18 protein-coding genes are annotated in these 25,727 nt (G+C 37.6%); 9 read left to right on the plus strand and 9 right to left on the minus strand.

Going from position 1 to position 25,727, the window contains the following annotated elements:
• The 7 genes from JF76_RS09040 to JF76_RS09070 form a co-directional block, all read left to right on the plus strand.
• On the plus strand, positions 1 to 613 hold a 613-nt coding region (locus JF76_RS09040; protein ID WP_167594944.1), incomplete at its 5' end, for a MucBP domain-containing protein.
• A gap of 173 nt (positions 614 to 786) precedes the next feature.
• Positions 787 to 2,550 carry a BspA family leucine-rich repeat surface protein gene (locus JF76_RS10025; protein ID WP_052697115.1) on the plus strand — a complete coding sequence of 588 codons (1,764 nt, stop codon included), beginning with the start codon at positions 787 to 789 and terminating at the stop codon, positions 2,548 to 2,550.
• A gap of 196 nt (positions 2,551 to 2,746) precedes the next feature.
• The gene (locus JF76_RS10030; RefSeq protein ID WP_052697116.1) at positions 2,747 to 4,492 is read left to right on the plus strand and encodes an SLAP domain-containing protein; all 1,746 of its coding nucleotides are present in this window, start codon (positions 2,747 to 2,749) and stop codon (positions 4,490 to 4,492) included.
• 333 nt (positions 4,493 to 4,825) lie between these two features.
• Positions 4,826 to 6,772, plus strand: a complete 1,947-nt coding sequence (locus tag JF76_RS10035) for a MucBP domain-containing protein (RefSeq protein WP_052697117.1) — start codon at positions 4,826 to 4,828, stop codon at positions 6,770 to 6,772.
• A gap of 106 nt (positions 6,773 to 6,878) precedes the next feature.
• Entirely contained in the window at positions 6,879 to 7,952 is a 1,074-nt protein-coding gene (locus tag JF76_RS09060; RefSeq protein WP_045928739.1) for a P1 family peptidase, read from the plus strand.
• An 83-nt stretch (positions 7,953 to 8,035) separates the two neighbouring features.
• Positions 8,036 to 9,652 (plus strand): glycoside hydrolase family 13 protein, encoded by a 1,617-nt coding sequence (locus tag JF76_RS09065; RefSeq protein WP_045928740.1) that lies wholly within the window; start codon positions 8,036 to 8,038, stop codon positions 9,650 to 9,652.
• Positions 9,653 to 9,892: 240 nt separating this feature from the next.
• The gene (locus JF76_RS09070) at positions 9,893 to 11,149 is read left to right on the plus strand and encodes an MFS transporter (RefSeq protein ID WP_045928741.1); all 1,257 of its coding nucleotides are present in this window, start codon (positions 9,893 to 9,895) and stop codon (positions 11,147 to 11,149) included.
• A gap of 66 nt (positions 11,150 to 11,215) precedes the next feature.
• On the opposite strand, the gene JF76_RS09075 is transcribed toward JF76_RS09070, so the two are convergent.
• Complete coding sequence (locus tag JF76_RS09075; protein WP_045928742.1) at positions 11,216 to 11,725, minus strand: O-acetyl-ADP-ribose deacetylase; 510 nt, start codon at positions 11,723 to 11,725, stop codon at positions 11,216 to 11,218.
• Between the two features lie 422 nt (positions 11,726 to 12,147).
• Between JF76_RS09075 and JF76_RS09080 the strand changes: the two genes are divergently transcribed.
• Both JF76_RS09080 and JF76_RS09085 read left to right on the plus strand, forming a co-directional pair.
• Positions 12,148 to 13,440: a transporter permease gene (locus JF76_RS09080; protein ID WP_045928743.1), complete on the plus strand. Its 1,293-nt coding sequence runs from the start codon at positions 12,148 to 12,150 to the stop codon at positions 13,438 to 13,440.
• A gap of 54 nt (positions 13,441 to 13,494) precedes the next feature.
• Positions 13,495 to 14,382: a dihydrodipicolinate synthase family protein gene (locus JF76_RS09085; protein ID WP_052697118.1), complete on the plus strand. Its 888-nt coding sequence runs from the start codon at positions 13,495 to 13,497 to the stop codon at positions 14,380 to 14,382.
• A 138-nt stretch (positions 14,383 to 14,520) separates the two neighbouring features.
• Here JF76_RS09085 and JF76_RS09090 read toward each other — a convergent pair whose 3' ends face one another.
• The 8 genes from JF76_RS09090 to JF76_RS09125 form a co-directional block, all read right to left on the minus strand.
• Entirely contained in the window at positions 14,521 to 15,378 is an 858-nt protein-coding gene (locus tag JF76_RS09090) for a sugar ABC transporter permease (RefSeq protein WP_045928744.1), read from the minus strand.
• 2 nt (positions 15,379 to 15,380) lie between these two features.
• Complete coding sequence (locus tag JF76_RS09095) at positions 15,381 to 16,739, minus strand: carbohydrate ABC transporter permease (RefSeq protein WP_045928745.1); 1,359 nt, start codon at positions 16,737 to 16,739, stop codon at positions 15,381 to 15,383.
• Positions 16,740 to 16,805: 66 nt separating this feature from the next.
• Entirely contained in the window at positions 16,806 to 18,029 is a 1,224-nt protein-coding gene (locus JF76_RS09100) for an extracellular solute-binding protein (RefSeq protein ID WP_045928746.1), read from the minus strand.
• Between the two features lie 70 nt (positions 18,030 to 18,099).
• Positions 18,100 to 19,206: an ABC transporter ATP-binding protein gene (locus JF76_RS09105; RefSeq protein WP_045928747.1), complete on the minus strand. Its 1,107-nt coding sequence runs from the start codon at positions 19,204 to 19,206 to the stop codon at positions 18,100 to 18,102.
• 4 nt (positions 19,207 to 19,210) lie between these two features.
• Positions 19,211 to 19,888, minus strand: a complete 678-nt coding sequence (gene pgmB / locus JF76_RS09110) for a beta-phosphoglucomutase (RefSeq protein ID WP_045928748.1) — start codon at positions 19,886 to 19,888, stop codon at positions 19,211 to 19,213.
• Positions 19,873 to 22,146 (minus strand): glycoside hydrolase family 65 protein, encoded by a 2,274-nt coding sequence (locus tag JF76_RS09115; protein ID WP_045928749.1) that lies wholly within the window; start codon positions 22,144 to 22,146, stop codon positions 19,873 to 19,875. The genes pgmB and JF76_RS09115 overlap by 16 nt, the downstream gene beginning before the upstream one ends.
• Positions 22,147 to 22,298: 152 nt before the next feature.
• The gene (locus tag JF76_RS09120; RefSeq protein WP_045928750.1) at positions 22,299 to 24,023 is read right to left on the minus strand and encodes a glycoside hydrolase family 13 protein; all 1,725 of its coding nucleotides are present in this window, start codon (positions 24,021 to 24,023) and stop codon (positions 22,299 to 22,301) included.
• A gap of 11 nt (positions 24,024 to 24,034) precedes the next feature.
• The gene (locus tag JF76_RS09125; protein WP_045928751.1) at positions 24,035 to 25,702 is read right to left on the minus strand and encodes an alpha-glucosidase; all 1,668 of its coding nucleotides are present in this window, start codon (positions 25,700 to 25,702) and stop codon (positions 24,035 to 24,037) included.
• Positions 25,703 to 25,727: the final 25 nt, after the last annotated feature.

The following is a 25,727-nucleotide window of genomic DNA, read 5'->3' on the forward strand; positions in this document are numbered from 1 at the left end:
TGTTGTCTTTGTCTACGAAAAAGACAACATGCCTGAATCAGATAACCACGAAGATACTGTTATTCCAAATTATCGCCAAAAAGCTGCACCAGTTACTGTAAAATATCAAGACGAATTCGGTAATACTTTAGCTGAAAATATAGTTTTAAATGGTTACGTTGGCGATGGCTATACCACTGGTTCCGAGCCTGTTGTAGGCTATACTCTAAAAGCTAGACCAGATAATGCCACAGGTTTCTTTAGTGCTTACCCACAAAGCGTAATTTACATATATGCCAAAGACAATCAGGATAATCCTCAAATTAATGACGGTGATACGGGAAAGGATAAAACTGATAAAACCGGAAAGTCCAATAAGATAACAGAAACCGGAAATCATAAGCGTAATAATAGTGGTAAAAATAATGATAGTTCCGGTGATTTAATTAACACTGACAACCATAATGGTCAAACTGCTACCAAGGTAGCAAACAATAATAATGCAAAAAAGGATGAAAAAATACCACAAACCGGATCTGATGAACATTCACAATTGGCTGCTTTGTTACTTGGTTTTATGGCAACTATTAGCAGCACAGCAGGTGCTTGGTTTAATCGGAAAAAGAAAGAATAACTAAAATCAATACTAATTGCAAAAATGCTTCGTGAAGTATACATCGCTTTTCGAAGTATTTTTTATGTAAACATTAACTTATTATTATATTAAAAAATGTTTATTTGACCTATAATTACTATCCTAATATACTATTTATGAACATTTTTTATATTAGTAGTATAGGAAAAATTATGAATAAACAAAAAACATTATATAGCAGTATGGCAGTCGTAACATTGGGACTGTTTTGTATCAATTCGCAAGTCGTTCAAGCGGATAAATTACCGAAAAACCAGGTAACTAACAGTTCTTTGACTAAGAAAGTTGTTAATCCTAAATATAATTCCACTTTAGCTTCTGCCAAACCAAACAATGACGCAGTTTCTGCCGATTATCTGAGTAATAAATCTAATTCTGAAATTAACAATTCCGCGATTAAAAGTGAATGGAACAACTTGGAAGTTAGTTACAATAACCATGTTTTAACAATTCACAGTGGTACTGTTACAAATCCCAAAAGAATAGCTGGTAACATTAAAAGTGTTGATACAAGCGACATTACGAAAATAAAACTAGATGGTAAATTAACAATTAATGGTTCGGCACTTGAGCTTTTTAGTGAGCTTAATAATTTAGTATCAATTGAAAATCTCAACCAGCTTGACACGACTAATGTAACTGACATGTCATATATGTTCGCTGGTTGCCTTAAATTACAAAACATCAATGTAGCTAGATTCAACACTACAAATGTGACCACCATGCGAGCAATGTTTGCTACTTGTGATAATTTAACCAACTTGGATTTATCAAATTTTGACAGTAGCAAGGTAGTAGATATGTCATATATGTTTGCTTCCAGCAGGCAACTAGCAAACATAACTTTCTCCAACAAGTTCAATACGAGTATTGTCACCAATATGTCCAACATGTTTTATGACTGCCAAAGCCTTGATGGTCTTGATTTAGCTAATTTTAAGACAACAAGAGTTGCCAATATGCAGGCAATGTTTGCGTATTGCTCAAAACTAACTAATTTGAATTTATCTAGCTTTGATACGAGCAGAGTTTATAATATGCAAAAAATGTTTACAGGTGACAAAAATCTTAAAATCCTTGATATTAGCAAATTTACTATATCTAATGGTGTTAATACAGGTGATATGTTATCTGATTTAGCCAGTCTCAACACTTTAAAACTCGGTTCTAATACAATTATTAAAAATACAGGATTAAATACACCAGTCACATGGTCATATAATGGCGAAAAGTTCTCATCAGCTGAGCTAATTGCACAATACGATGGTTCAAAACCTGGTACTTATACTGCTATTTCAACCACAAATCCCGGTCCTAAGCCTGTTGATCCGACACCTGTTATGCCTGATCCTAAACCAAAGCCAACTCCGATTAAACCCAACTTGTCCTCTTCATCTGTCACTGTTCATTATCAAGACGAAAATGGCAACGAAATTGCTCCAAACAAAATTATCACTGGATATATAGGTGACGGATATGTCACTCCTGCTATAACTGCTGGTGGCTACCTTTTGAAGCTTCGACCAAACAATGCTGTTGGTTTCTTCACCAAAAATCCGCAAGATGTTGTTTACGTTTATACCAAGGCATCAGAAAATGAAATTAATCAAGCAGATACCCCAGCTAATACAACACCTACTGATAAAAACAGGCAAAATTATACTCCTGAATCTAACCTGAATCCTGAAGTAACAGATGATAATTCCTCTGCTAAAATTACACCATCATTAAAATCAACCAACCTTCCTAATAATGAAAATGGCGTTAAAACTGTAGCTGCTACTGATAAGCAAAATATTAAAACTTTACCGCAAACTGGTTTTGATGAAAAAAGTCGAATAGTTGCCTTATTTTTCGGTAGCTTAGCTATATTCATCAGTTCAATTGGAACTTGGTTTAATCACAAAAAAGATTAATTTAGACTTAATTACATCTAATATTTACTGTGAATAAGCTTATTTTATGAATGATGGGCAAATTTTATTTACTTGTAGTATGCAAAAATATTAAATCTATATGAAAATACCTATCAAAGTATTGAATTGGTCAAAATATATGTATATACTTAATTACGGTATAATGAAATTTAGATGGTATAAATGGAGGAAAAATATGAGTAAGCATAACAATTTTTATCATAAAGGTAAAAAGGTACTATTCTCTAGTATGGCAGTTGCTGCGTTAAGCGTAATTGCAGTTAATCCTGTTGCAGCTAAGACTGCCGAAGCACAGAAAGAGCAACCTGCTAAGTCAGCTGATACAAAGCCGACAGTACCACCAGTTAATTCTGGTGATAACGCTGGCGAAAATGATTCACACAGTCTATGGGCTTCAAGTTGGACTGAGGGCATTTATAGTTATGACAAAAAGACTAAGACTTTTACTATTAGACTAGGTAAAGAAAATAAATTTAACAATCATTATGCAGGTGATCAAGAACCACCTATCAATCCCGCCCGAATAGCTTGGAATATTGATGATGTTAACACAGATGAAATTGAAACCATTAACATTGACGGTCCTGTTATTTTCGAAGGAGATGCCAGTTTATTATTTGCTAATTTACCAAACTTGAAGAAAATTAAGGGATTAAACAACCTTAATACAAAAGAAGTTACTAGCATGAAAGAAATGTTTGCCAATGATCCTAAATTAACTTCAATAGACCTGTCAAACTTTAACACTTCTAACGTAACTGACATGATGGGTATGTTCTTTGGCGATGAAGCATTAAGTACTTTAAATGTATCCAACTTTAAGACAGATTCAGTAGAAGACATGTCTTATATGTTTAGTGATGATTCAAGTTTAACCAAAATTGATGGCTTGGAAAAATTCAACACCGAAAAAGTTACTAAGATGTGGGAAATGTTTAAGGGTGATAAAGCTTTGACATCCCTAGACATTAGTAGTTTTAAGATGCTTGAAAATAACGAAACCATTAAAGATGACGTTTCTGACACTAACAATACCGACGATAATAAAGGTACTGCAAACCCATCTCATCAAACATATACCATTGATCAAGATATGTTATCAGGCATGGACAGCTTAAGTGATATTACACTTGGTGCAGGTAATATCATTAACAATTCAGGACTCCGTGGTTCAGTAGAAGAGAGTCTATGGGATGGAAAGACTACCTGGTTCTTAAATGATAGTAAAGACAAAGGATTAAGTTCAGTAGAACTTATGCAGAAATTTGACGGTAAAAATGATGTTACTAAATATGCTGGTGAATACACTACCACCAAGCCTGCTCCAACTACACCAAACACACCTTCAACCCCAAGCACACCAAGCACCCCTTCAACTCCAAGTACTCCAACTACACCAAGCACACCGACTACTCCAAGTAATACTACTAACACAGGTAACACCAACACAAATACTACGACTGATAAGCAAGACACTAATAAGACCGATACTAACAAGCCAGACACTAACAAGCCTGCTGCTGACAACAAGAAGCCAGCTAAGAAGGCCAAGAAAGGTGTTAAGAGAGTAGTTACCCACAACGCTTATATCTTTAACCAAAAAGGCAAGCGTGTAAAAGCTGAATACTTCGTTGGTAAAACTATTACTACTTATGGTACTAAGACCATTAACGGCAAGAAGTTCTATGCTTTAGGCAAGAACCGTTTCGTTAAGGCTAATAATGTTACTGGTATCAACCGTAAATTAAAGCACAATGCCTTTATTTACACTAAGAAAGCCAATAACAAAGTTAAACGTTATGGTCATGATGTTCTGAAGAAGAACAAGTCAGTTAGAACTTACGGTGGTGCTGTTAAGATGCACAATAAGTTATACTACATCGTAGGCAAGAATCAATTTGTCAAGAAAGCTAACTTTTAAAGATTAAGAGATTTACTCTATAAATGAAAAGAACTCAACTAGCAGTTAAAAATGCTAATTGAGTTTTTTTCTATGCTCAAAAATTAATAAATTACTTCTAAATTATGTGTCTATATTACTACCTAGTGCTATATCTTCCAGCAAATAACCAAATTGAATTTAAAAATCAAAAATTACCTCTTAGCTAAGGCTAATTATTAATTCTTTTAAAATAAGTCGAAATGTATAAATAATGTTATTAAGTTTAATGAATTGTATAATAAGGTAAATAAGGTATAAGAAAAATATTAATCATGTATATGTTTATTTTATAATCAAGGAATGAATAGCAAAATGAGCCAGAAAAAGAAATCTATGCGAACCAAAACAGCAACAATGTTTTTCAGTATTGCTACAGCAATTTCAAGTTCACTAACTGTTAGCTCTATAACAGCTAAAGCAGATCCATCTCTGCCCTCTCCTGCACAAATTAAGAATAAACAAATTAGTAATACCAATTATGCTAATTCTAAGTTAATTAGCAAAGAGCAACCAAACCCTCAAAAACAACTTCAGCCAAAAATTGCAGAGTCTACTGCTCCAAGTGCTGCTAATTTTAAATGGGGCAACCTTGATGTCAGCTATAGTAACCATGTAATTACCGTCCCCAGTGGCAGTGTAGGTCAACCGGATTCTTTAGCTCACATTAACGGCATTAATAGTGACGATGTGCAAGAAGTTAAATTTACAGGTCAACTAAAGATTGGCTCAGCTTCTGAAATGTTTAAAGACTTAACTAATTTAACTAAAATCACTGGTTTGGAAAATCTGGATACATCTGCTACCAGTGATATGCGGTACATGTTTACGAATTGCCAAAATTTAACCAGCATAGATGGCATTGATAATTTGCAGACCACCAAAGTTACTAATATGTCTTTTATGTTTGCGGGCTGCAGTAAATTAGCCAGTCTGGACCTATCAAGTTTTAATACTGCTAATACTAGTTATGTAGAGAGCATGTTTCAGGATTGTGAAAATTTACAGAACATTAAGTTTTCACCTGATTTCACAATAGCCAAGGTGGACGATATAAGTCACATGTTCAGTGGATGTTCAAGCTTAACTGCTTTAGATCTCAGTATGTTTAATACTAGCCAAGTTAAAAAAATGATTTGGACTTTTAAGGATTGCTCCAGCTTAACCAAGTTGGATTTATCATCATTCGACACGTCTAACGTAATTGATATGAATGGGATGTTTAATAATTGTAGTAGCTTAAAAGAACTTGATCTCAGGAGTTTTATCATAGATCCCAATATTGATAAGGGTTATATGTTAGATGGACTCGCTAAATTAAATACCCTTAAACTAGGTAAAAATACATATATTAATGATACACATCTTAACACTTCAGGAACTTGGGTCAATATCGGCAATGGAAAAGAAGACGCACCACAAGCAAACAATAAATATCCGTCTGAAGACTTAATTGCCCATGCCCGCGACATTCTTGGCGACACTTATATTCGACCAGGTAGTCCTATTACTGTTTCTTACTTGGATACTAGTAAAAGATCACTTACACCTGATATTAGTTTGAAGGGTAAAATTGGCGATGATTATAAGGTGACGGCGAAGACAATTCCGGGATATACCGTAAAGGAAGTCCCAGATAATGCCACTGGAGTTTTCACTGATCAACAGCAGAATGTCAAATTTATTTATTCTGCTGACCCCGAATCTAACTCTACAAATACACCAATTAAAGCTGCAAATGTTACCGTTTTTTATCAAGATGAAAACGGCAATCAAATCGCACCTGAAACCATATTACAAGGCAATGTGGGTGACGGCTATACTACTGGTGTTGTTGAGATCCCGGGTTATACTTTAAAAGTAAGGCCTGAGAATGCCACCGGTTTTTTCAGTACTGCACCGCAAAGCGTAACTTATATTTATGCTCAAAATAATGCCATCCCTGAAGAAAATGACCAAAATAGTCCAACAAATTCATCCAGTAATAACCCTAGCCAAAAAGGGACTTCACAAACTAATGAGTCCCAAAATAAGCACAGGCTCAACAAGAATGGTGTTACTGAGAACTATACTATTTTCAAATCCTCTGACAGTGATTCTGACTCCACTAATCCAGTACTTATCACCAACAATGGCCAAGAAGAAGAGTTGCCACAAACTGGCACTAATGAACGTTCACAAATAATCGAGCTGCTGTTAGGCCTGTTGTCGGTAATTTGCAGCCTGCTTGCCAGCTGCTTTAGTAAAAAGAAAAAAGGGTGATTGCAAATTCAAAAATTCCGTCATAATTGACGGAATTTTTTGTCTTGCATAAAAATAAACGAACCGTTTTAATAAGAGAAGAAATTTTTTAAAAAAAGGAGTAAAAATGGGACTTAACAAACCACTTTTATTTGCGCTTAGCGATACTAAGCCTGGACCAAAAAACTTAATTACAGATGTTGCGGGCATTACCGTTGGCCACAAGACGGTTGTCACTGACAGACTCAGGACTGGCGTCACTGTGATCAACCCCTGCCCAGACAATATCTTTCGTGAAAAAATGCCGGCAGCTGCACACGTTATCAACGGCTTTGGCAAAAGCACAGGACTCATTCAAGTTAACGAGCTGGGTACAATTGAAACACCACTGGTTTTAACCAATACTCTCAACGTGGGTACCGCATCAATGGCTTTAGTCAAAAGAATGCTGGCTGAAAATCCTGAAATTGGTCTGTCAACTGGCAGCGTCAATCCGATCATCATGGAGTGCAATGACAGTTCGATTAACCATATTCGCGATTTAGGCGTCACCGAAGACGATGTTAACGATGCTTTTGCAGCTGCTAGTGCAGATTTCGCTGAAGGCGGAGTTGGCGGTGGCACAGGAATGCGCTGCTATGAACTTAAGGGCGGTATTGGCTCGGCTTCAAGACAAGTCGAAATTGACGGTAAGACCTTTACAATGGGCGCACTTGTTATGTCCAATTTTGGTCTTAGTGCTGATTTGAACATTTATGGTCATGCTATTGGTAAAAAATTTGTGGATAACAAGGACAGTAAGGAAAAAGGCAGCATTATCACAGTAATTGCTACTGACATTCCGTTTAACTCCAGACAACTAAAACGCATTGCCAAGCGTTCCGGTGTTGGTATCACACGCAGCGGCTCATTTAGCGGCAACGGTAGTGGCGAGATTACTCTAGCTTTCTCTACTGCTAACCGGGTAAGTCATTTCCCCGACCATGAGTTGAGTACAATCCAGGCAATTACTGATGACAAAATTGACCGCTACTTCAGAATTACGGTAGATATTGTGCACGAAGCCATTCTCAGTTCTTTGGCTCATGCCCAAACAACGTCCGACCGTGACGGTAAGCCAATGTTATGCCTAAAAGATGCCCTATTGCATCTGGGTGATGATAAAGAGGCAGTGCAATTAGTTGCAGATTTAGGACTTTAATCAGATACCGGTAACAATAATTTTTCCTATCTTGCAGTGTTATAATTAACTGAAAATGTGAGCGATTGCAAAGGAGAATTAATATGACACCATGGTGGAAAAATGCAGTAATTTATCAGATCTATCCCAAGTCTTTCCAAGATAGCAACGGTGACGGTATTGGTGACCTGCCCGGCATTATTAGTCACTTGGATTATTTGCAAAAATTGGGAATAGATGCAATTTGGCTTTCACCAATTTATAAATCTCCTGGCATCGATAATGGGTATGATATTGCCGATTATAAAGCAATCGATCTGCAATATGGCAGCATGCAAGATATGGACAGGCTGATTAGTGAGGCTAAAAAACGCGGTATTCGAATCATCATGGATTTAGTCGTTAATCATACTTCTGATCAACATGAGTGGTTTATTGAAGCACGTAAAAGTAAAGATAATCCTTACCGAGACTATTACATCTGGCGTGATCCTGTTGCCGGTCATGAACCTAATGATCTAAAATCTGATTTTTCAGGTTCTGCCTGGCAATTTGATGATAAAACGAGCCAGTATTACTTACACTTTTTTGCCCCGCAACAACCAGATTTGAACTGGCAAAACCCACAATTACGGCACAAAATATATGACATGATGAACTTCTGGCTTGATAAAGGCATTGGTGGCTTTCGCATGGACGTGATCGAACTAATTGGCAAAGAGCCGGATCGCAAAATTCGCGAAAATGGTCCCCAGCTTCATCATTATATTCAGGAAATGAACCAAGCTGTTTTAGCTAACCGCGATGTAGTCACTGTTGGTGAGACCTGGAGTGCTGATCTCGATAGTGCCCGTAAATATTCTGATCCTGACCGGCATGAGCTCTCTATGATTTTTCAGTTTGAAGATCAAAACATTGATAAACAGCCGGGAAAGACAAAATGGGATCTTAAACCCTTTAAGGCCAGCGATCTTAAAGAGATCTTGATTAAATGGCAAACACAAATTGATTATAATCATGGCTGGAATAGTTTGTTCTGGGAGAACCATGACCTTCCCCGTGTCATTTCACGTTGGGGTGATGACGGCAAATACCGCGTACAATCTGCCAAAATGTTTGCCATTGCCTTACATTTAATGCGTGGTACTCCGTATATTTATAATGGTGAAGAAATTGGTATGACTAACTGCCCAGTCAAAGATATCTCTGAAGTTGAAGACCTCGAGAGTATCAATATGTATAATGAGCGAATCAAGCAAGGTTATACCAAAGAAGAACTTATCAGGTCAATCAATGCCAAAGGACGCGACAATGCCCGCAGGCCGATGCAATGGTCAACGGCTAAAGCTGCTGGCTTTACTACTGGTAAGCCTTGGCTGGCACTTAATCCTAATTATCAGGATATTAACGTTCAAGCCGCTTTGGCGGACCCACAATCAATTTTTTATACCTATCAAAAACTCATTAAATTACGTCATGAAAACGAAATTATCGTTAATGGCAGCTTCACTCCTGTTTCTGCCAGTCCTAGCATCTTGGCATATTACCGTGAACTTGCTGGCGAGCGCTGGTTAGTCGTTGCTAATTTGACAGGCAATGAAGAACGATTTTCTGCACCTGATAAAATTGACCAAGTTTTAATTAGTAATTATAATGCACCGCAATCACTTAATAACATTAACTTAAGGCCATATGAAGCCTTCGCTGTGGTCGTAAAATAAATAAAAGTCGTATTTAAGTTTAACTTCAAATACGGCTTTTTAATTTGCTCAAGTTGATTCTTTTCACCTGCTATAATATGCTTCATTAATTGTTGCACTGATATCACTATTTTCATCAGTATATGCCCTTGATTAATTCATATTTAACCTTAAATGTTCGAATACGACATTTTTGCTAATTCTTATTATACCCAAGTTATAACTTAAGTATAAAAGTTTTAAGTTAGGAGCTACAAAATTATGGACGTTTTCGCAAAAAATAAGAATTATCGCAATTTTACAATCGCCAGCTTTTTATCTGGTGCAGGCAACATTTTATTTTACTTAGCACTCATTACTTACGCTAGTAAATTAAGAAATTATGCTTTAGCAATTTCATTGATTTCAATTTCTGAATCAATACCTGAAATACTGCAAGTTTTTAGTGGTTATTTAGCTGACCGTACTAAAAATAAATTTAAATTGATGGTTTGGCTAGCCGTTATCCGTTTTGGACTTTACTTAATCGTTGGTATACTTTTCGCCAGTGGCTTTGCTGGTTGGAATCTAGTTTTAACTGTTATTGTCATCAACCTGATGTCAGATATTGCCGGTTCATATTCTGGTGGTTTGCAAACCCCACTAATTGTTGCTATTGTTGGAAACGATGATCTCGCTGAAGCTGAAGGCTTTGCCAGCGGCATTAACAGTATTATAAATATGATTGCCCAATTTATTGGATCAGGTTTATTACTATTTATGTCCTACTCTAGCCTGGCAATCTTTAACGCGTTAACATTTCTAGCAGCAGGTGCTCTTTTTGCCAATGTTGGTTTCAATTATCACAAAAATCATTCTCAAAAAGAAACTGTTCAGGTTAACGAGCATGGCTTTTTTAAGACGATTGCTTTGTCATTCAAAGAAGTTAGAAAAGCTAATGGACTATTAACTGTTGTTTTAGTAATTGCCTTGCTAAATGGTATTTTAGGCACTATTGAGCCTTTAATTTCAATCGTAGTTGCAGGCAATAAATCATCTATGATTATCGGAACATATAGTTTTACCATTGCTCTAATTGGCGGTGTAATGACTGCCGGCATGGCTCTTGGCAGTATCGTAGGCACCAAATTATTTAAAAACATGTCATTATTTACTGTAGCAATAATTGCCACTGCCCTAAGCACAGCAGTTGTAGGCAGCATGCTTATTAAAAATATTTTCATTTGCTTACCTGTTATGGCAAGTCTTGCAGCATTTATTGGTACTGCCAGTCCTAAATTAACGCAATGGCTAGTTGGTGCCGTTGACCAAGATATTCTATCTTCAACGATTGGATTGTTGAACACAATTTTAATAATAACCAGTCCTGTTATGACTACCATTTTTACTACAATTACTGCTTCGTTTAATGTTACTACTGCATTAATACTACTGGGAATCACAAGTTTAATAGTACTCGTAATAACGGTCAAAGTTGCTTGCTCAATTAACAAAAAGCCAGCAATTGAGGCAGCATAATTTGGAAATGTTTATTGGCAATTAAAAACCATCCTAGTTAACGGCTGGATGGTCTTTAACTTTTACTCAAAATTTTTTGATTTCTGCTTGGTATAACTGGGTTGTTTTGGAATCAAAGGCACACATAATGACTTCCATTTGATAATCAGATTGTTGAGTGAGCCAATTTTGCACGGCAGTAAAAGCAATATGTGCAGCAGCTGCAGCTGGAAAGCCGTAAGCCCCTGTAGAAATTGCCGGGAACGCGATACTATGTAAGCCATGACTTTTGGCTAAATTTAGTGAGTTAACATAGCAACTTTTCAATAACTTATTATCTTCTGCAGACCCTGAATAAATTGGTCCCACAGTATGGATTACAAACTTAGCCGGTAACTTGTACCCCTTGGTAATTTTAGCCTGTCCCGTTTCACAGCCATGAAGCTGGCGACACTCTGCCAATAATTCTGGTCCAGCTACCTGGTGGATTGCCCCATCAACTCCCAAGCCACCTAACAATGTCTTATTGGCAGCATTAACAATTGCATCTACCGTTAATTTAGTTATGTCCCCTTGAATTATTTTGATATTTTCCATAAACTGAGCCTCTCTTTTATTTCATTTTAAACCCAAAAAGATTTTTTGCTCAAAAAGTTATCTGTAAACTCTCTCTTATAATTAAATATTTTTAGTCAAAGTCTCAATGTTAAGTAATTCTACATCATAAAAACTCTTTATTTTGTCAATAAAATTTTAAAATTATTTCAATTCAAGCAGTGCTTTAAAGTATACATACATGTGAACAGTAAAAAACTTTTTTAAAAAGTATTGCTTTTTTATTCTCAAAGTATCAGAATTAGATATAGGTAAACGCTTACCTAAAAATGAATATATTTGTTGCAAATAAAAAAAGATAGATGAAATTTCAAAATTCTTATCCAAATTACTTATTCAGTTAATTTATAGTTTTCTACTATCAAATTTAGATTTGTTTTTAAGCTAATTAAGGAAGAAAAATTATGGTTTCATATATAATTCCAATTTTACTATTAATCAGCTTTTTCCTTTTTATTTATTTCATACTAAAGGGCGGCAATTTAACAATTGGTTTATTTGTGATGGCTATTTTGTGGGCTATCATTGGAATTGTTCCCTTTAACACAGCTATCAAGAAAATATTCACTGAACCAGTCCTTGGTTATGGACCAACAATTATTTATATCATATTTGGTTCATGGTTTGGCCGAGTGCTAGTTGAAAGTGGAATAGCTTCTTCTATTTCTGAAGAGACAAATAGGATTGGTAAAAAGAAGCCTTTATTATCGGCAATTTTAGTTTTATTGGTTACTTCGTTTATTTTTATCAGTGCATACGGCGTTGGCTCAGTTATAGCTATTGGGGTAATTTTATTACCGATTATGCTATCAGTAGGCATTCCACGTGACCTAGCTTTAACGACTTTTTGTTTAGCTATCGGTGCGCCAATGTACATTAATGTGGTTTTATTTAATCAAATAAAGCCTTTCTTTCCATCCGTTACCTATGATGACAAGTATCTGAAATTTGCTTGGATAGCAGCGATTATCCAACTGGCGTTCGTAATACTTCTGCTAGTCCTAAATCGTAAAAAGATAGACCCTGCAAAAGCACAGGAAAATCTTGCAGTTATCGGTGCCCAAATTGATAACAGTGATCAGAAACCCCAAATTTCAAAGATTGCCTACATAGTACCAATTATCCCTGTAGCAATGAATATGCTTTTTAAGTGGGACGCTGTCCCGTCACTCACTTTAGCTGCACTGCTAGCCATGCTTTTAACTAAAAAAATGAACAACTATAAGAAATTAGTGGATTTCATTAATGATACTGTTAAAAAAGCTATATCCGATATTGCTGGTTTAATCATGTTCTTAATGGCACTGACAATGTTTACAGGAGCCGCCAAAATTGACGCAGTTCATTTTAAGCCCCTGTTCAGTGCAATTTTACCTCATGGTCATTTAATATTAGCAATTATATTTGGAATATTAGCTCCGTTAGCACTATTTAGAGGCCCTCTACACGTTTGGGGAGCTGGTGCAGCAACAGCCGCAGTTCTTTCAGGTACCCACTTGTTTAGTGACTATTTCTTACTTCCACTATTACTGATTCCAAGCTTACTAGCAGTGTCCACTGACGTTACACAGTCTTGGAACATTTGGGGACTTGATTATATGAAGGTTGATACCAAGAGTTTCCTAAAATATGGGGTGCCAACAATGTGGATTGTGTCTATTATTAATGAAGTTGTGGCCTTCATGTTTTTCGGCTAAATATTAGTTAAATTTGGAAATTAAAATTATTATATAGAAATGGAGAACATAAAGATGAAGAAAGAATATATTTGCCCTATTTTGACAATATTAAAAGATGAAAATACTGTAGATTTTGATGCTATGCATAAGCTGTATGACCGCTTAATTAAAGATGGAATTTCAGAAATTGCTCTTTTAGGCAGTTGTGGAGAATTCTATGCTCAAACCTTTGAAGTTTGCCAATCTTTAGTAGAAGATGCAATTAAGTATATTGACCACCGGACTAAAGTTTTAGTCGGTGCCAACCGTATGGATGATCAATTAACTATTAAATTTGCAAACAAGGCATTGGAACTTGGTGCAGATGGCATTTTGCTAGTAGGACCATATTACATGTCTTGTGATAGAGCTGGTATTATTACCTTCTATAATAAGATGGCTAAAGCTATTAAAGGCGATATTATAATCTATAATTATCCTGACAGAACTGGTTATGATGTTAACGCCGACATTCTCTTAACTTTATTAAAAGACAACTCCAATATTGTCGGAATTAAAGATACTGTTGGAGACGTTAACCACACTCTCAACACTATTAAAGTTGTAAATGCACAATTCCCTGAATTTAGAGTTTACACTGGTTATGACGGTAATGTAATTGATGTAGTTAAAGCTGGTGGTCAAGGCGTAGTTGGCGGATTATCTAATCTTTACAGTCATGTTTGTGTTGACTTGTTAAGAAACTATGAGGCAGGTAATGATGAGCAAGTGGCAAAAGAGCAAAAGACAATTGCCGAGGCTTCTGAATTATTAAATATAGTTAACCCATTTATGACTTTATTCAAATATATCCTCGATCAAAGAGAAATCCCGAATAACGTTGTGGCTTTAACACCATCTTCTCCAATGTCAGATGAACAAAAGCAAAAAGCTTTAAGCATTTATGACAAGACAATATAAACTAGTTTATATATAACATACAAGGTTTGATTCTGATGCAACAGGTTAGAATCAAGCCTTTTTTTGTTCTGTTTTTATATAAAAATTTGGAATAACAAAAAATGCGACTCTTAAGAGCCGCATTTTTCTTACTAAGTCCTATCCCTTTTCTGCGCCAGCTGTAATACCATTGACGTAAAACTTCTGCATGAAGACGAATAAGATCGTAATTGGAATAGCGATAATCACACAACCAGCAACAAACTCTGCAAAATATGCGGTAGCATTGCCTTTAGTATTGTGCACCATGTTATAAAGTCCATATGCAATTGTGTATGTTTTAGGATTGCCAGACGTTGATAAAATAATTCCCGAGAAAATAAAGTCTGTCCACGGACCAATAAAGGCTGTTAACGCAGTGTAAACTATCATAGGCTTAGCTAATGGCAAATCAACGTGCATGAAGATTTGCCATTTAGTGGCCCCATCAATTTCAGCTGCTTCATCAATTGAAAATGGTACCGTGTCAAAGAAGCCTTTGGCAACGTAGAATCCCAGTCCAGCACCACCGACATATACCAGTAGCAGGCCGCCCAGGTTTAACATGTTTAAGCCCTTTAAAATGTAATAAAGAGCAATCATTGACATAAATCCAGGAAACATGCCCAAGACCAGTGCAATCTGCATGAACGGCTTTCTAAACGAAAAGCGTAACCGTGACAACACATAAGCAACTGAAATCGTTAAAAAAGTAGAAATGATCATTGATAGTATAGAAACAATCAATGTGTTAATAATCCAGCTGACCAGTGGGTACTGTGAATTGGTAAAAATACCAATGTAGTTGTCAAAAGTAAATTTGTCAGGCCAAAAAGTTGAAACAAATCCCGTATCATTATAGGAAAAACTGGCTAATATTATCCAGATAATTGGTAAAATCCAAACCACAGCCAGGATAATCAATAATAGATAACGAAAAATGAGTGAAAGGCGTTTTTGATTTTGATATGATTTCATTTTTAGCCCTCCTTAAAAGCATTGGTATGGCGGTATGCAATTAATGAAAATACCGCACTAATAATAAAGATAAGGATGCCTAAGACTGCTGACGCATTGTAGCGCTGCTCCTGACCAAAGGTTAAGTTGTACAGCCACGTTACCAATAAGTCGGTAGAACCCGCACCATTATACTTATTATTCATTGGTGCTCCTCCAGTTAACAGGAAGATCACGTTAAAGTTATTAATATTACCAATAAACTGTTGAATAAGAGAAGGTGCCATTACAAATAATATTTGTGGAAAAGTAATTGATTTGAATACTTGTAACGCATTAGCACCATCGATTTTAGCAGCTTCAATTTGATCAGTTGGCAAGTTTTGAATAATCGCAGTTGAAACTAGCATTGAAACCGGGATACCGATCCACATATTAACAATAATAACCGTTATTCGTGCCACCAAAGGTGATGCCTGACTGTCAATAAAATGTAACGGGTGAGAAATCCAGCCGATATTCATTAAGATATTGTTGAGTGCGCCTTGATAATCTAAGAACTGAGCCATCATTAACAAAGAAACAAACTGAGGTACAGCCCAGACAATCACAAAGATTGTCCGCCAGAAGCCTTTATGTTTTATTCCTTTAGATTCAATCAACAAGGCAAGCAAAACTCCAAAAAAGAATGTTGTTGCCGTAGCAGCTACTGCCCAGACGAGTGTCCAGCCCAAAACCGGGAAGAAAGTGCCTGAAAGATCGCCACTAAGGACATTGCCAAAAGCTTGAAACCCTGTCCAAGAAAAGGCAATTGGGTGTTGCCGATTATAGTTGGTAAACGCCATTGAAATCATAAAGATTGTTGGCAAAATGGTGAAGCAGAGAATACCAATAATTGGAAAAGTCATCAGAGTATCATGCAAACGAGAATCAAACAAGTTTGCCAGTTCTTCTTTATTGGTTAAAATGTGTTTGCCATCCCGCTCGAGTACATAATTTTTTCTGGTAGAGCGCAGGTTGACAATGTATAAGTAGACCATTGCAATGCATACAATTATTGCCAGTAAGCCAAACAAAAGAATCAAAACTGAATTTGAAGGTTGCTTGGTAATATAAACGCCTTGGGCGCTATCATAAACAACCTTTTTATTTTTAATTGATCCCAAATTTGACAACATACTAATTGCGGATATGCCACTAAAAACAAACCAAACAATAAAGGCTACTTCTGCCAGCAATAATGCTATGCCTTTTACCCACTGATTATTTGCCAGAGCATTGGAACCCATGAAAAAGAATGACAATTTGGTAGCAATATTGCCTTTAGACCATACTTCCTTAAAGGTTGCCTCAGGTGCCGCATGTTTTTTCTTTCTAAACATAATTCTTCCTCTTCTTGAACAAAAAGGTTGGGCACTACTTGTCCAACCTTTAAGTATTTTAATTAACTATTTCTTTGATGAGTGCTTAGCTAATTTATCAAGTTGTGCTTTATATTGATCAGGTTTAACTTTACCATCATATGCACCATTGATTAGAGGAGGAACATCGTTCCAGAAGACAGACATTTGTGGTAATTTCGGCATCAAGACTGAGTTGCCAGGTTTAGACATTTCAATTACCGCATCAGCAACTGGATCATTCTTAATTGCTGAGTCATTAACTGCCTCTTTAAGAACTGGGATTTGACCAGCTTCTTTGTGAGCAATTAATTGTGACTTTTTATCTGTGATAAATGCTGCTAATTGTGATGCAGCCTTAGGATTCTTAGTATGAGCATTAACAGCGAACCCTTCGATTCCCAAAAAGGCCTGCATTTGCACGTTCTTGCCACCAACATTAATCATTGGGTACTTAGCAACAGCAAAGTTTTTACCTAAAATCTTCTTAATGTTAGCTGCGTTCCAAGGACCATCCAAGATGGCTTGAGCGTTGCCCTTCTTTAATTGGTTCAAAGCATTAGAGGTCTGCATTACGCCCTTATTATTCTTTTGCTCTGCAAACCACTTCAATGCGTTAACACCTTTAGCGGAGTTAAAGGTTGAGCCCTTCAAATCTTCACCACTGTCACCATAAAGCTTTGTACCAGCAGAGAAGAATACCGGCCACATAACATAAGCGTTAGTAAAGTCTGTTGCCACAACTCCCTTTGAAGTTAAAGTCTTCCAGTCTTTTACATCGCTTGCTGACAATTTAGACTTGTTGTAATAAATTGTTTGTGCCTGTTGTGCATATGGATAAGCATAGATCTTGCCCTTCCAAGTTACACCTTTAGCTGCAACGTCAATGTAATTAGATTTAATGTTATTACTATCTTTTGGTGACAGCGGGTTAATATAACCAGAATCTGCCAGTTGACCTAATTGATCATTTGGTGCTTCAAAAACATCGGCTGCTTTTGAAGGGTCCTTGCCCACATCAGTTTTAGCATTAGCTGACCCGGTTGGATTTTGCGTAACACGCACTGAAATATTCTTATGTGATTTAGTAAAATCACTGGCAATTTTCTTATAATACGATACTTGGTTAGTATCAACCCATAAAGTCAGCTTGGTATTTTGATTACTGCTACTGCTTGATGAGGAATCTGATTTACCATTAGAACATGCTGCAAGTGACATTGCAGCTAAAACTGCTGTACTTCCTAAAGCTACTTTCTTCCAAATATTCATGTTATTTACCTCCTAATATAAAACAACATGTTTTTATATCAATGACAACTAAAGTCACTGATTTTATTCCCTAATTAACTACCGCCAAGGTTGTATCCTTGTCGAAAAAGTGTGCTTTGTTTAAATCAAAGCCCATCTTGACCTTTTGCCCTGGTTGATAAATATCCCGGGCATTGATGTTAGCTACAAACTCTGTTTCATCCACTCTTTGGTAAAGCTGAATAGTAGCGCCCAAGAGTTCAGAAACAACGACTTCAGATTCGACCACCGCGTCAGGCCAAGTTTCTAAAAAGGCCTCTTCTGCGTGGATATCTTCTGGCCGAATACCCAGTATCAAGTCGCGGTCATTATAGCCCTGCTCATTAAGCAGTTTTGACTTGCCTTCAGGTATTCCCAGATTAAGGCCCTTGCCATCAGAGACTTGACCATCATGATAGTGGACATTAAAGAAATTCATTTGCGGTGAACCGATAAAGCCGGCGACAAATTGATTAACTGGATGGTTATATACTTCCTGCGGTGTCCCAATTTGTTCAATTTTACCGACTGACATTACGACTACTCGGTCAGCCAAGGTCATAGCTTCAGTCTGATCATGAGTAACGTAAATTGTAGTTGTACCTAAGTTCTGGTGCAGCTTGGCAATCTCTGCCCGCATGGAAACACGCAGTTTCGCATCCAAGTTTGACAGCGGTTCATCCATCAAGAAGATGGGAGCATCCCGCACAATTGCCCGTCCTAGTGCAACTCTTTGCCTTTGACCACCAGAAAGTTCTGCGGGCTTTTTATCCAAATATTCACGCAAATTAAGAATCTTAGCAGCATTTTGTACCCTTTTATCAATCTCATCTTTATGATAATGGCGTAGTTTCAAGCCGAATGCCATATTATCGTAAATTGACATGTGCGGATAAAGCGCGTAGTTCTGGAAAACCATGGCAATGTGACGGTCTTTTGGTGCTACATCATTCATTACCTTGTGATCAATTTCAAGAGTACCTTTGCTAATATCCTCTAATCCCGCAATCATTCTTAAAGTAGTTGATTTACCACAACCTGAGGGACCGACAAAAACAATGAATTCTTTATCTTTAATGTGTAAATCAAAGTCTTTCACTGAATAGTGATCATTGCCTTCATACTTTTTACACATATGGTTTAAGTCAACTTCAACCATATCTTTAACCTACCTTCTTATTATTTTTCTTAAATACAGCCACAATTTGATCCAGCTTTAATTCTTTTGTAGATTTAACGATATAATCAGCTCCTTTAAGTATTTGTTTATCTCCAATTCCCACTGCAAACTGGTACGCAGCCTTAATTGCTGCAACACCGGCAGCTGCATCTTCAAAGCTAATTACTTCATCATTATGCAACTGCAATAATTGCTGTGCTTTTTGATAAATTTCCGGATCCGGCTTGCCGCGTTTCAGTAAAGCAGGATTAACAATTTGATCAAATTGACTGGCAATACCCAGCTTACTCAAGATTTTGGGGGCATTTTTAGAAGCAGAAGCAATACACATTTTCAGACCTGCCTTTTTGGCATCTGCCAGTAATTCTGTGATTCCGGGCAAAATATCAGCTGGCGTCATGGTTTCGACCTGCTCTAAAAACTTTTCATTTTTTTCTGCCGCAAATTCTTCTTTTTGGGTCTCAGTGTACTTATTTTCCTGCTTGCCATACTTCAGAATTAAATTAAGAGAGTCCATCCGTGATATTCCCCGCAGAGAATCTAACTGCGCGCTGGTTAATTTAATACCCAGTTCTTGAGCTAAATTATTCCACGCTGCCAGGTGAAATTTGGCTGAATCTGTCAGCACACCATCTAAATCAAAAATCAGGCCTTTAAGCAATTTTGTTCACCCTCTTTTAAAGTAACCTTTTGCTCTTTAACTAAAATCGTTAGTTCCTTTCCGCTAATTAACGTAATGCGTGTCTCCTGCTGCGTTACTTCCACCTGAATTAAGCGACCGCGGTAATTAATTTTAAAACTATACCCGACCCAATTATCTGGCACAAAAGGATTAAATCTCAATTGATTGTGACCATAACGCATGCCGGCAAATCCCTGGACTATTGCCAGCCAAGAACCGCTCATTGAAGTAATGTGCAGGCCGTCATCTGTATCATTATTGTAGTTATCGAGATCTAGGCGGGCCGTGCGTTCATAAAATTCTACTGACTGCTTTTTACGCCCTAATTCTGCTGCCAAAATTGAATGGATACAGGCGGAAAGTGAACTTTCATGTACCGTCAACGGCTCATAAAATGCAAAGTTACGCTCTTTTTGCTCCTTGGTAAACCTGTCATCCAAGTAATAAATACCCTGCAATACATCGGCCTGCTTGATGAAAGGTGACCGTAAGATTTTATCCCAAGACCAATGCTGATTTATTGGTCTTTGGTCAAGCGGAATTTCTGTAGCCGGTCTAATATCTTTATCCAAAAAATCATCTTGCTGCAAGAAAATGCCGCGTTCTTTATCTTCAGGCAAATAAATATTTTCAATAATGTCCTGCCATTTTGCCTGTTCTTCTTTAGTTACGTTTAAACGCTCCTGGGCAGCCTTATCCGCAAGTGGCAGTCGCTCTAAAGTATATTGCAGTACCCATTGCGCCATAATATTGGTAAACCAATTATTATTAACATTATTGTCGTATTCATCAGGTCCTGTTACTCCGTGGATAACATATTTATGCCGCCATTTGGAATAATGGACTCGATCAGCCCAAAATCTGGCAGTGCCTACCAGGACATCCATGCCTTCGTCCTTAACGTAGGATTCGTCTCCCGTATAACTAGTATACTGTTTGATTGCAAAGGGAATATCTTCATTACGGTGTATTTCTTCAAAAGTAATTTCCCACTCGTTATGACATTCAATCCCGTTAAAGGTTACCATCGGGAAAAGCGCTCCGGCTAAGCCCTGCTGCTGGGCGTTATAATAGGCACCGTCAAGTTGATCATGCCTGTATTGTAATAATGCCCGCGTGACATTTGGCTTAGTAATACAAAGGTACATCGGAAAGATAAAAGCCTCTGTGTCCCAATATGTGGCTCCACCATATTTTTCACCAGTAAAACCTTTAGGACCGATATTAAGCCTTTTGTCTTCACCGTAATACGTCATGAATAACTGTAAAATGTTAAAACGAATACCCTGTTGCGCTTCATCATTACCAGTAATAACTACATCACTTTTAGTCCAGCGATCCTGCCAAACCGCAGTATGATCAGCCAAATTTTCTGCAAAGCTTTTTGATTGCAATTGTTGCATCAACTTATCCGCACGATCACTTTGCTTTTCGGGTGCTACATCACGACTGGTAATTACGATTACATCTTTTTCTAGAGTGTAACTTTCTCCAGCATTTAGAGTAACTGCTAGTTTCTCGCTTAACTTTGCTGTTTCAGTTTTAACAGTACCCTTAACAACATGATTATTATTTCTCAGGCCTGCTTTTAATAAAACCGTAAACTGGGGCACATCGTAAGGATTGGGCTTGGTTATAACTTGAATAGAACGCTTTGCAGCATTCTCATTGCAGCTAAGCCAAAAATGTTCATTATAGTTACTGTCTTCATTAGTAACTGTGCCGTCAAGCGTTGAATTAAACTCAATTTCTGCCTGACCTGCAAGTACAGTAGCTTTAACAGTGATTAAAGCCGCTTCTTTTAACCTGATATGTAAAAAACGCTGAAATTCAAACTTAACTTTAGTATCCACACCCTCATAAATAAAACTGCGGGTAAGCAAGCCTTGATGCATATCTAATTCAAAATAAAAATCTGTAAATTTAATCTTGGCTAAGTCAATTTTTTCATTATTAACTGTGATGCCAATTCCAATAAAGCTGGGGGCATTAATGCTTTTGCCAAAATATTTCGGATAGCCGTTTTTCCACCAGCCTACTCGCGTTTTATCTGGAAACCAGACACCTGCTATGTATGTACCCTGCAGTTGATCGCCAGAATAGCCTTCTTCAAAATTACCGCGCATCCCCATGTAGTCATTACCAATCGCAGTAATGCTTTCCTGCAGCCTTTTATCCACCGGGGAAAACTTGTGCGTGGCAACTTTCCATGGGTCAACCTCAAAAATTCGTTTCATTTACTTTCGCTCCCTCTTTGTGAGGTTTTTGTTTACGCTTTCATTATTCGCAAAAACGGGATATTTGGCAATAGCAAAATCGCTGTTAACGGTATCAGAATCATGTTTTAAAAAAGTCTGGGAAGAAATAGTTTCTCCCAGACTCTTTAAAATTAATTTGCAAGTTCAATGATAAATCCGTGCTCAGCAAGTTGTCCATCTGCAAAATTCTGACTCAGTACTACCTGACCGTTTGTGGAAACGGCAATCTTATCAGGAGTTGTATTAAAAAGAGCAGTGATCTTTTCTGTACCAATTCGCTTAACTTTGATTAAGCCGGTAGACGTAACGCTTAGACTGATTGTGCCGTTACCTAAAGTAGCAGCATGGTTATTTCTAAAAGCAATCAACTTTTGCACTTCATGCCAAAAATGCGTGCCTTCTTTTTGCCAGTCCATTGGCTTGCGGCAATCGGGATCTTCTCCTCCCGTCATTCCCATTTCAGTACCGTAATAAATGCACGGGCTGCCAGTCTGCACGAACATGAAAGTCAGGGTTTGCAAAGCCAGCGCCTTATTTTCACCTGCAAGCGTCAGTAAACGGGCGGTATCATGAGAATCAAGCATATTCATCATTGCCTGATTCGTGCAGTCGCGGTACATCATTAGTTGATCAGTAAGAGCCGCAACTAGTTCCTGGGCTGTTTTTGTTTTGTGCAGAAAATGTTCCTCAATCTGTAAAGTATACGGATAATTCATCACTGCAGAAAACTCGTCACCGTTGAGCCAGGGCCGTGCACTATGCCAAATTTCACCTACAATATAGAAGTCGGGCTTAATTGCAGTAAGTGCATCATGAAATTTTCGCCAAAAATGATGGTCTACTTCGTTAGCCACATCCAACCGCCAGGCATCAATATCAAAATATTTTACCCAGTAAGTTGCGATTTCCAGCAGAAAATCTTGGACTGCAGGATTGGCAGTATTTAATTTGGGCATCTGTCCTTCAAAAGCAAAGGTATCATAATTTGGACCGCCTGCCTCAGGTCCTTGATATGGTTTAACTGGAAAATGATTAATATGAAACCAGGATGCAAACCGCGATTTAGTGCCATTTTTGATTACATCCTGCCACTGCATTGACTGGCCGCCTAAATGATTAAAGACAGCGTCCAGCATTACTTTCATTCCCCTTTTATGAGCTTCACTCACAAAATTGGCAAACAAATCCTTGTCACCAAAATCAGGGTCAATCTGCAGATAGTCAATCGTATCATACTTATGATTGGAGCTGGCCTTAAAGACTGGGCACAGGTATAACCCACTAACTCCCAGTTCCTTTAAGTAGTCCAGATGGTCAATAATGCCTTGTAAATCGCCCCCGTAAAAATCTTCTCGTCCGGGATGATCATGCGGATTCCAGGGTTTTGTGCCTTGAGGATCATTATTTTTATCACCGTTTGCGAAACGCTCTGGGAAGATCTGATACCAAACAGTATTTTTAACCCAGTCAGGGGTTTTGGTTTGATCAATTCCATGCAAGTAAGGCAATTTGAAGTAGCTGCTGTCAGCTGCTAAATTTGCTGCAGTAAAATCTTTAATCCCGCGGTCCCCAACAATTTTATGGCTGTCATCCTGGCCAATGACTTCGAAAGTATATTTAAGGCGGCGATAAGGAGCATTCAAAGTTGCTACCCAATAATCAGTTGCCTGACCTTGTCCTGCTTTAGTCATGGCCACGGTTTTATCAGTCTTGGTATCAAGATAATTATCAGTATAGTGAACTATTACTTTTTTAACATCATTTTTGGCACTGTGGAACCGGATCCGCACGTGATGCTGACTAATGACAAAACAGTCTTCGCTTTCTGTTCTATGTTTTAGGGCTGCTAATTGCATTTTTTCCTCCATTATTTACTTAAAACCACACCAGAGTATGGCATCAAAATTAATTCATCCTTATTCAAATAATGCTGTCCGGCAGTTAACATGACTTTCCTATATTCACTAGGTAGTTTAATTCTTAATTTTTGACTGCTTAGTGAAACTGCCACAATTGCACTATCATTTGCTAAATCCCGCTGGTAAACGTAGCTGTCATTAGCGGTTGCTAGCAAGTAAAAACTACCTGATTGAAACAAAGCCGTTTTTTTCAAACTAATCAGTTGTCTATAGAAGTTAAACATACTGTCAGGGTCATCCAGTTCAGCCTGAGCATTAGCGTTATTTTGGCTTTGCCCTTCAAGCCACGGACTCACTTTTGAAAAACCATAATTTGGCTTTTTAGCTGTCCACGGCATCGGCCCTCGTGCCGGCATTTTATGCGTTTGACTGACCATTTTTAGTGCTGCTGCTTTTGTTAGATCCCAATCTGCAGCTTTCGTGATAAAACGTTCCGCTTCTTGATCATTAAATTCTTCTTTAGCAGTAAAAAGCAGATTTTTTAAGCCCAATTCTTCGCCATAATAGATAATTGGGATTCCCCGTTGCAAATACATCAGCATTGCCAAGCTGCGTGCCTGTGTTTCAGTTTTTGCTATTCTGCTAGCCAGTCGCGGCATGTCGTGATTACTCCAATATAATGTAGGCTGAGAAACCTGCATCAGAGTTTGCTGCCAAATAACCTGCGTCTTTTTAAAAGCATCCCAGTCAAGCCCTTTAGGCTGAAAATCTGCTGGCAAGTTAAGATCAATATGACTCTGATCATCCTTAAAATAGCGAAAAGTAACAACACTATCTAAAAGATGATGATCTTTTGCCGTATAGTCCGCTGCCAAGTTAACATTAGCGCTGGCAGCTTCCCCCAAAAGGAAAGCTTCAGGATAATCCTTTTTTATTTGCTCACAAAATGGTCGCAGCCATTTCTGAACTTGGGGCAAATTAGCAAAAAAGGGTTCGGCAACTATCGTTTGGTCGTTTTCGTTTGCTATTTCCTTTACCGGAAAACTTTGCCGTAAATCTGCCTTGGCAATATGAATAAAAGCGTCAAGGCGCAAGCCATCTATTCCTTGAGCCAGCCAAAATTCCGCAATTTTGAGCATTTCTTGTCTTACTTTAGGATTACGCCAGTTTAAATCGGGCATGTGCTTGTCAAACAAATGGAAATAAAATTGGCCCGTACCTGCCGGATCCGGCTCCCAAACGCTGCCGCCAAAAAAGCTGCCCCAGTTATTGGGACGCTGATTATTTGCACCTGCAAAAATATAGTAGTCGCGGTATTGACTATGCGGATCACTTTTGGCCTTTTGAAACCATTCATTTTGATCAGAAGTATGGTTTAAAACAAAATCTAAAAGCACATGAATCCCTACTTGATGACAAGCAGCAATTAGAGCTTTCATGTCTTTCATTGTTCCCATTCGGGGATCGATTTTAAAATAATCTGCCACATCATAGCCGTTATCAACCTGCGGTGAAACAAAGATAGGATTTAGCCAAATAGTATTAATACCCAGCTGTTGTAAATAAGGTAATCTCTGCCTGATTCCATTTAAATCACCAATACCATCATCATTACTGTCTTGAAAAGACTTGGGATAAATTTGGTAAATTATTGCATGCTCATACCAATGCGTCATAAATCTATACCTCCACCTGTAGTTT

It is taken from the genome of Lactobacillus kullabergensis, from assembly GCF_000967195.1.
Lineage (GTDB): Bacteria > Bacillota > Bacilli > Lactobacillales > Lactobacillaceae > Lactobacillus > Lactobacillus kullabergensis.

What these genes read in the sequence shown, in the direction of transcription:
- JF76_RS10025 (WP_052697115.1), top strand. Translation starts at nt 787, where the DNA reads ATGAATAAACAAAAAACATTATATAGCAGTATGGCAGTCGTAACATTG.
- JF76_RS10030 (WP_052697116.1), top strand. Translation starts at nt 2,747, where the DNA reads ATGAGTAAGCATAACAATTTTTATCATAAAGGTAAAAAGGTACTATTC.
- JF76_RS10035 (WP_052697117.1), top strand. Translation starts at nt 4,826, where the DNA reads ATGAGCCAGAAAAAGAAATCTATGCGAACCAAAACAGCAACAATGTTT.
- JF76_RS09060 (WP_045928739.1), top strand. Translation starts at nt 6,879, where the DNA reads ATGGGACTTAACAAACCACTTTTATTTGCGCTTAGCGATACTAAGCCT.
- JF76_RS09065 (WP_045928740.1), top strand. Translation starts at nt 8,036, where the DNA reads ATGACACCATGGTGGAAAAATGCAGTAATTTATCAGATCTATCCCAAG.
- JF76_RS09070 (WP_045928741.1), top strand. Translation starts at nt 9,893, where the DNA reads ATGGACGTTTTCGCAAAAAATAAGAATTATCGCAATTTTACAATCGCC.
- JF76_RS09075 (WP_045928742.1), bottom strand. Translation starts at nt 11,725, where the DNA reads ATGGAAAATATCAAAATAATTCAAGGGGACATAACTAAATTAACGGTA.
- JF76_RS09080 (WP_045928743.1), top strand. Translation starts at nt 12,148, where the DNA reads ATGGTTTCATATATAATTCCAATTTTACTATTAATCAGCTTTTTCCTT.
- JF76_RS09085 (WP_052697118.1), top strand. Translation starts at nt 13,495, where the DNA reads ATGAAGAAAGAATATATTTGCCCTATTTTGACAATATTAAAAGATGAA.
- JF76_RS09090 (WP_045928744.1), bottom strand. Translation starts at nt 15,378, where the DNA reads ATGAAATCATATCAAAATCAAAAACGCCTTTCACTCATTTTTCGTTAT.
- JF76_RS09095 (WP_045928745.1), bottom strand. Translation starts at nt 16,739, where the DNA reads ATGTTTAGAAAGAAAAAACATGCGGCACCTGAGGCAACCTTTAAGGAA.
- JF76_RS09100 (WP_045928746.1), bottom strand. Translation starts at nt 18,029, where the DNA reads ATGAATATTTGGAAGAAAGTAGCTTTAGGAAGTACAGCAGTTTTAGCT.
- JF76_RS09105 (WP_045928747.1), bottom strand. Translation starts at nt 19,206, where the DNA reads ATGGTTGAAGTTGACTTAAACCATATGTGTAAAAAGTATGAAGGCAAT.
- JF76_RS09115 (WP_045928749.1), bottom strand. Translation starts at nt 22,146, where the DNA reads ATGAAACGAATTTTTGAGGTTGACCCATGGAAAGTTGCCACGCACAAG.
- JF76_RS09120 (WP_045928750.1), bottom strand. Translation starts at nt 24,023, where the DNA reads ATGCAATTAGCAGCCCTAAAACATAGAACAGAAAGCGAAGACTGTTTT.
- JF76_RS09125 (WP_045928751.1), bottom strand. Translation starts at nt 25,702, where the DNA reads ATGACGCATTGGTATGAGCATGCAATAATTTACCAAATTTATCCCAAG.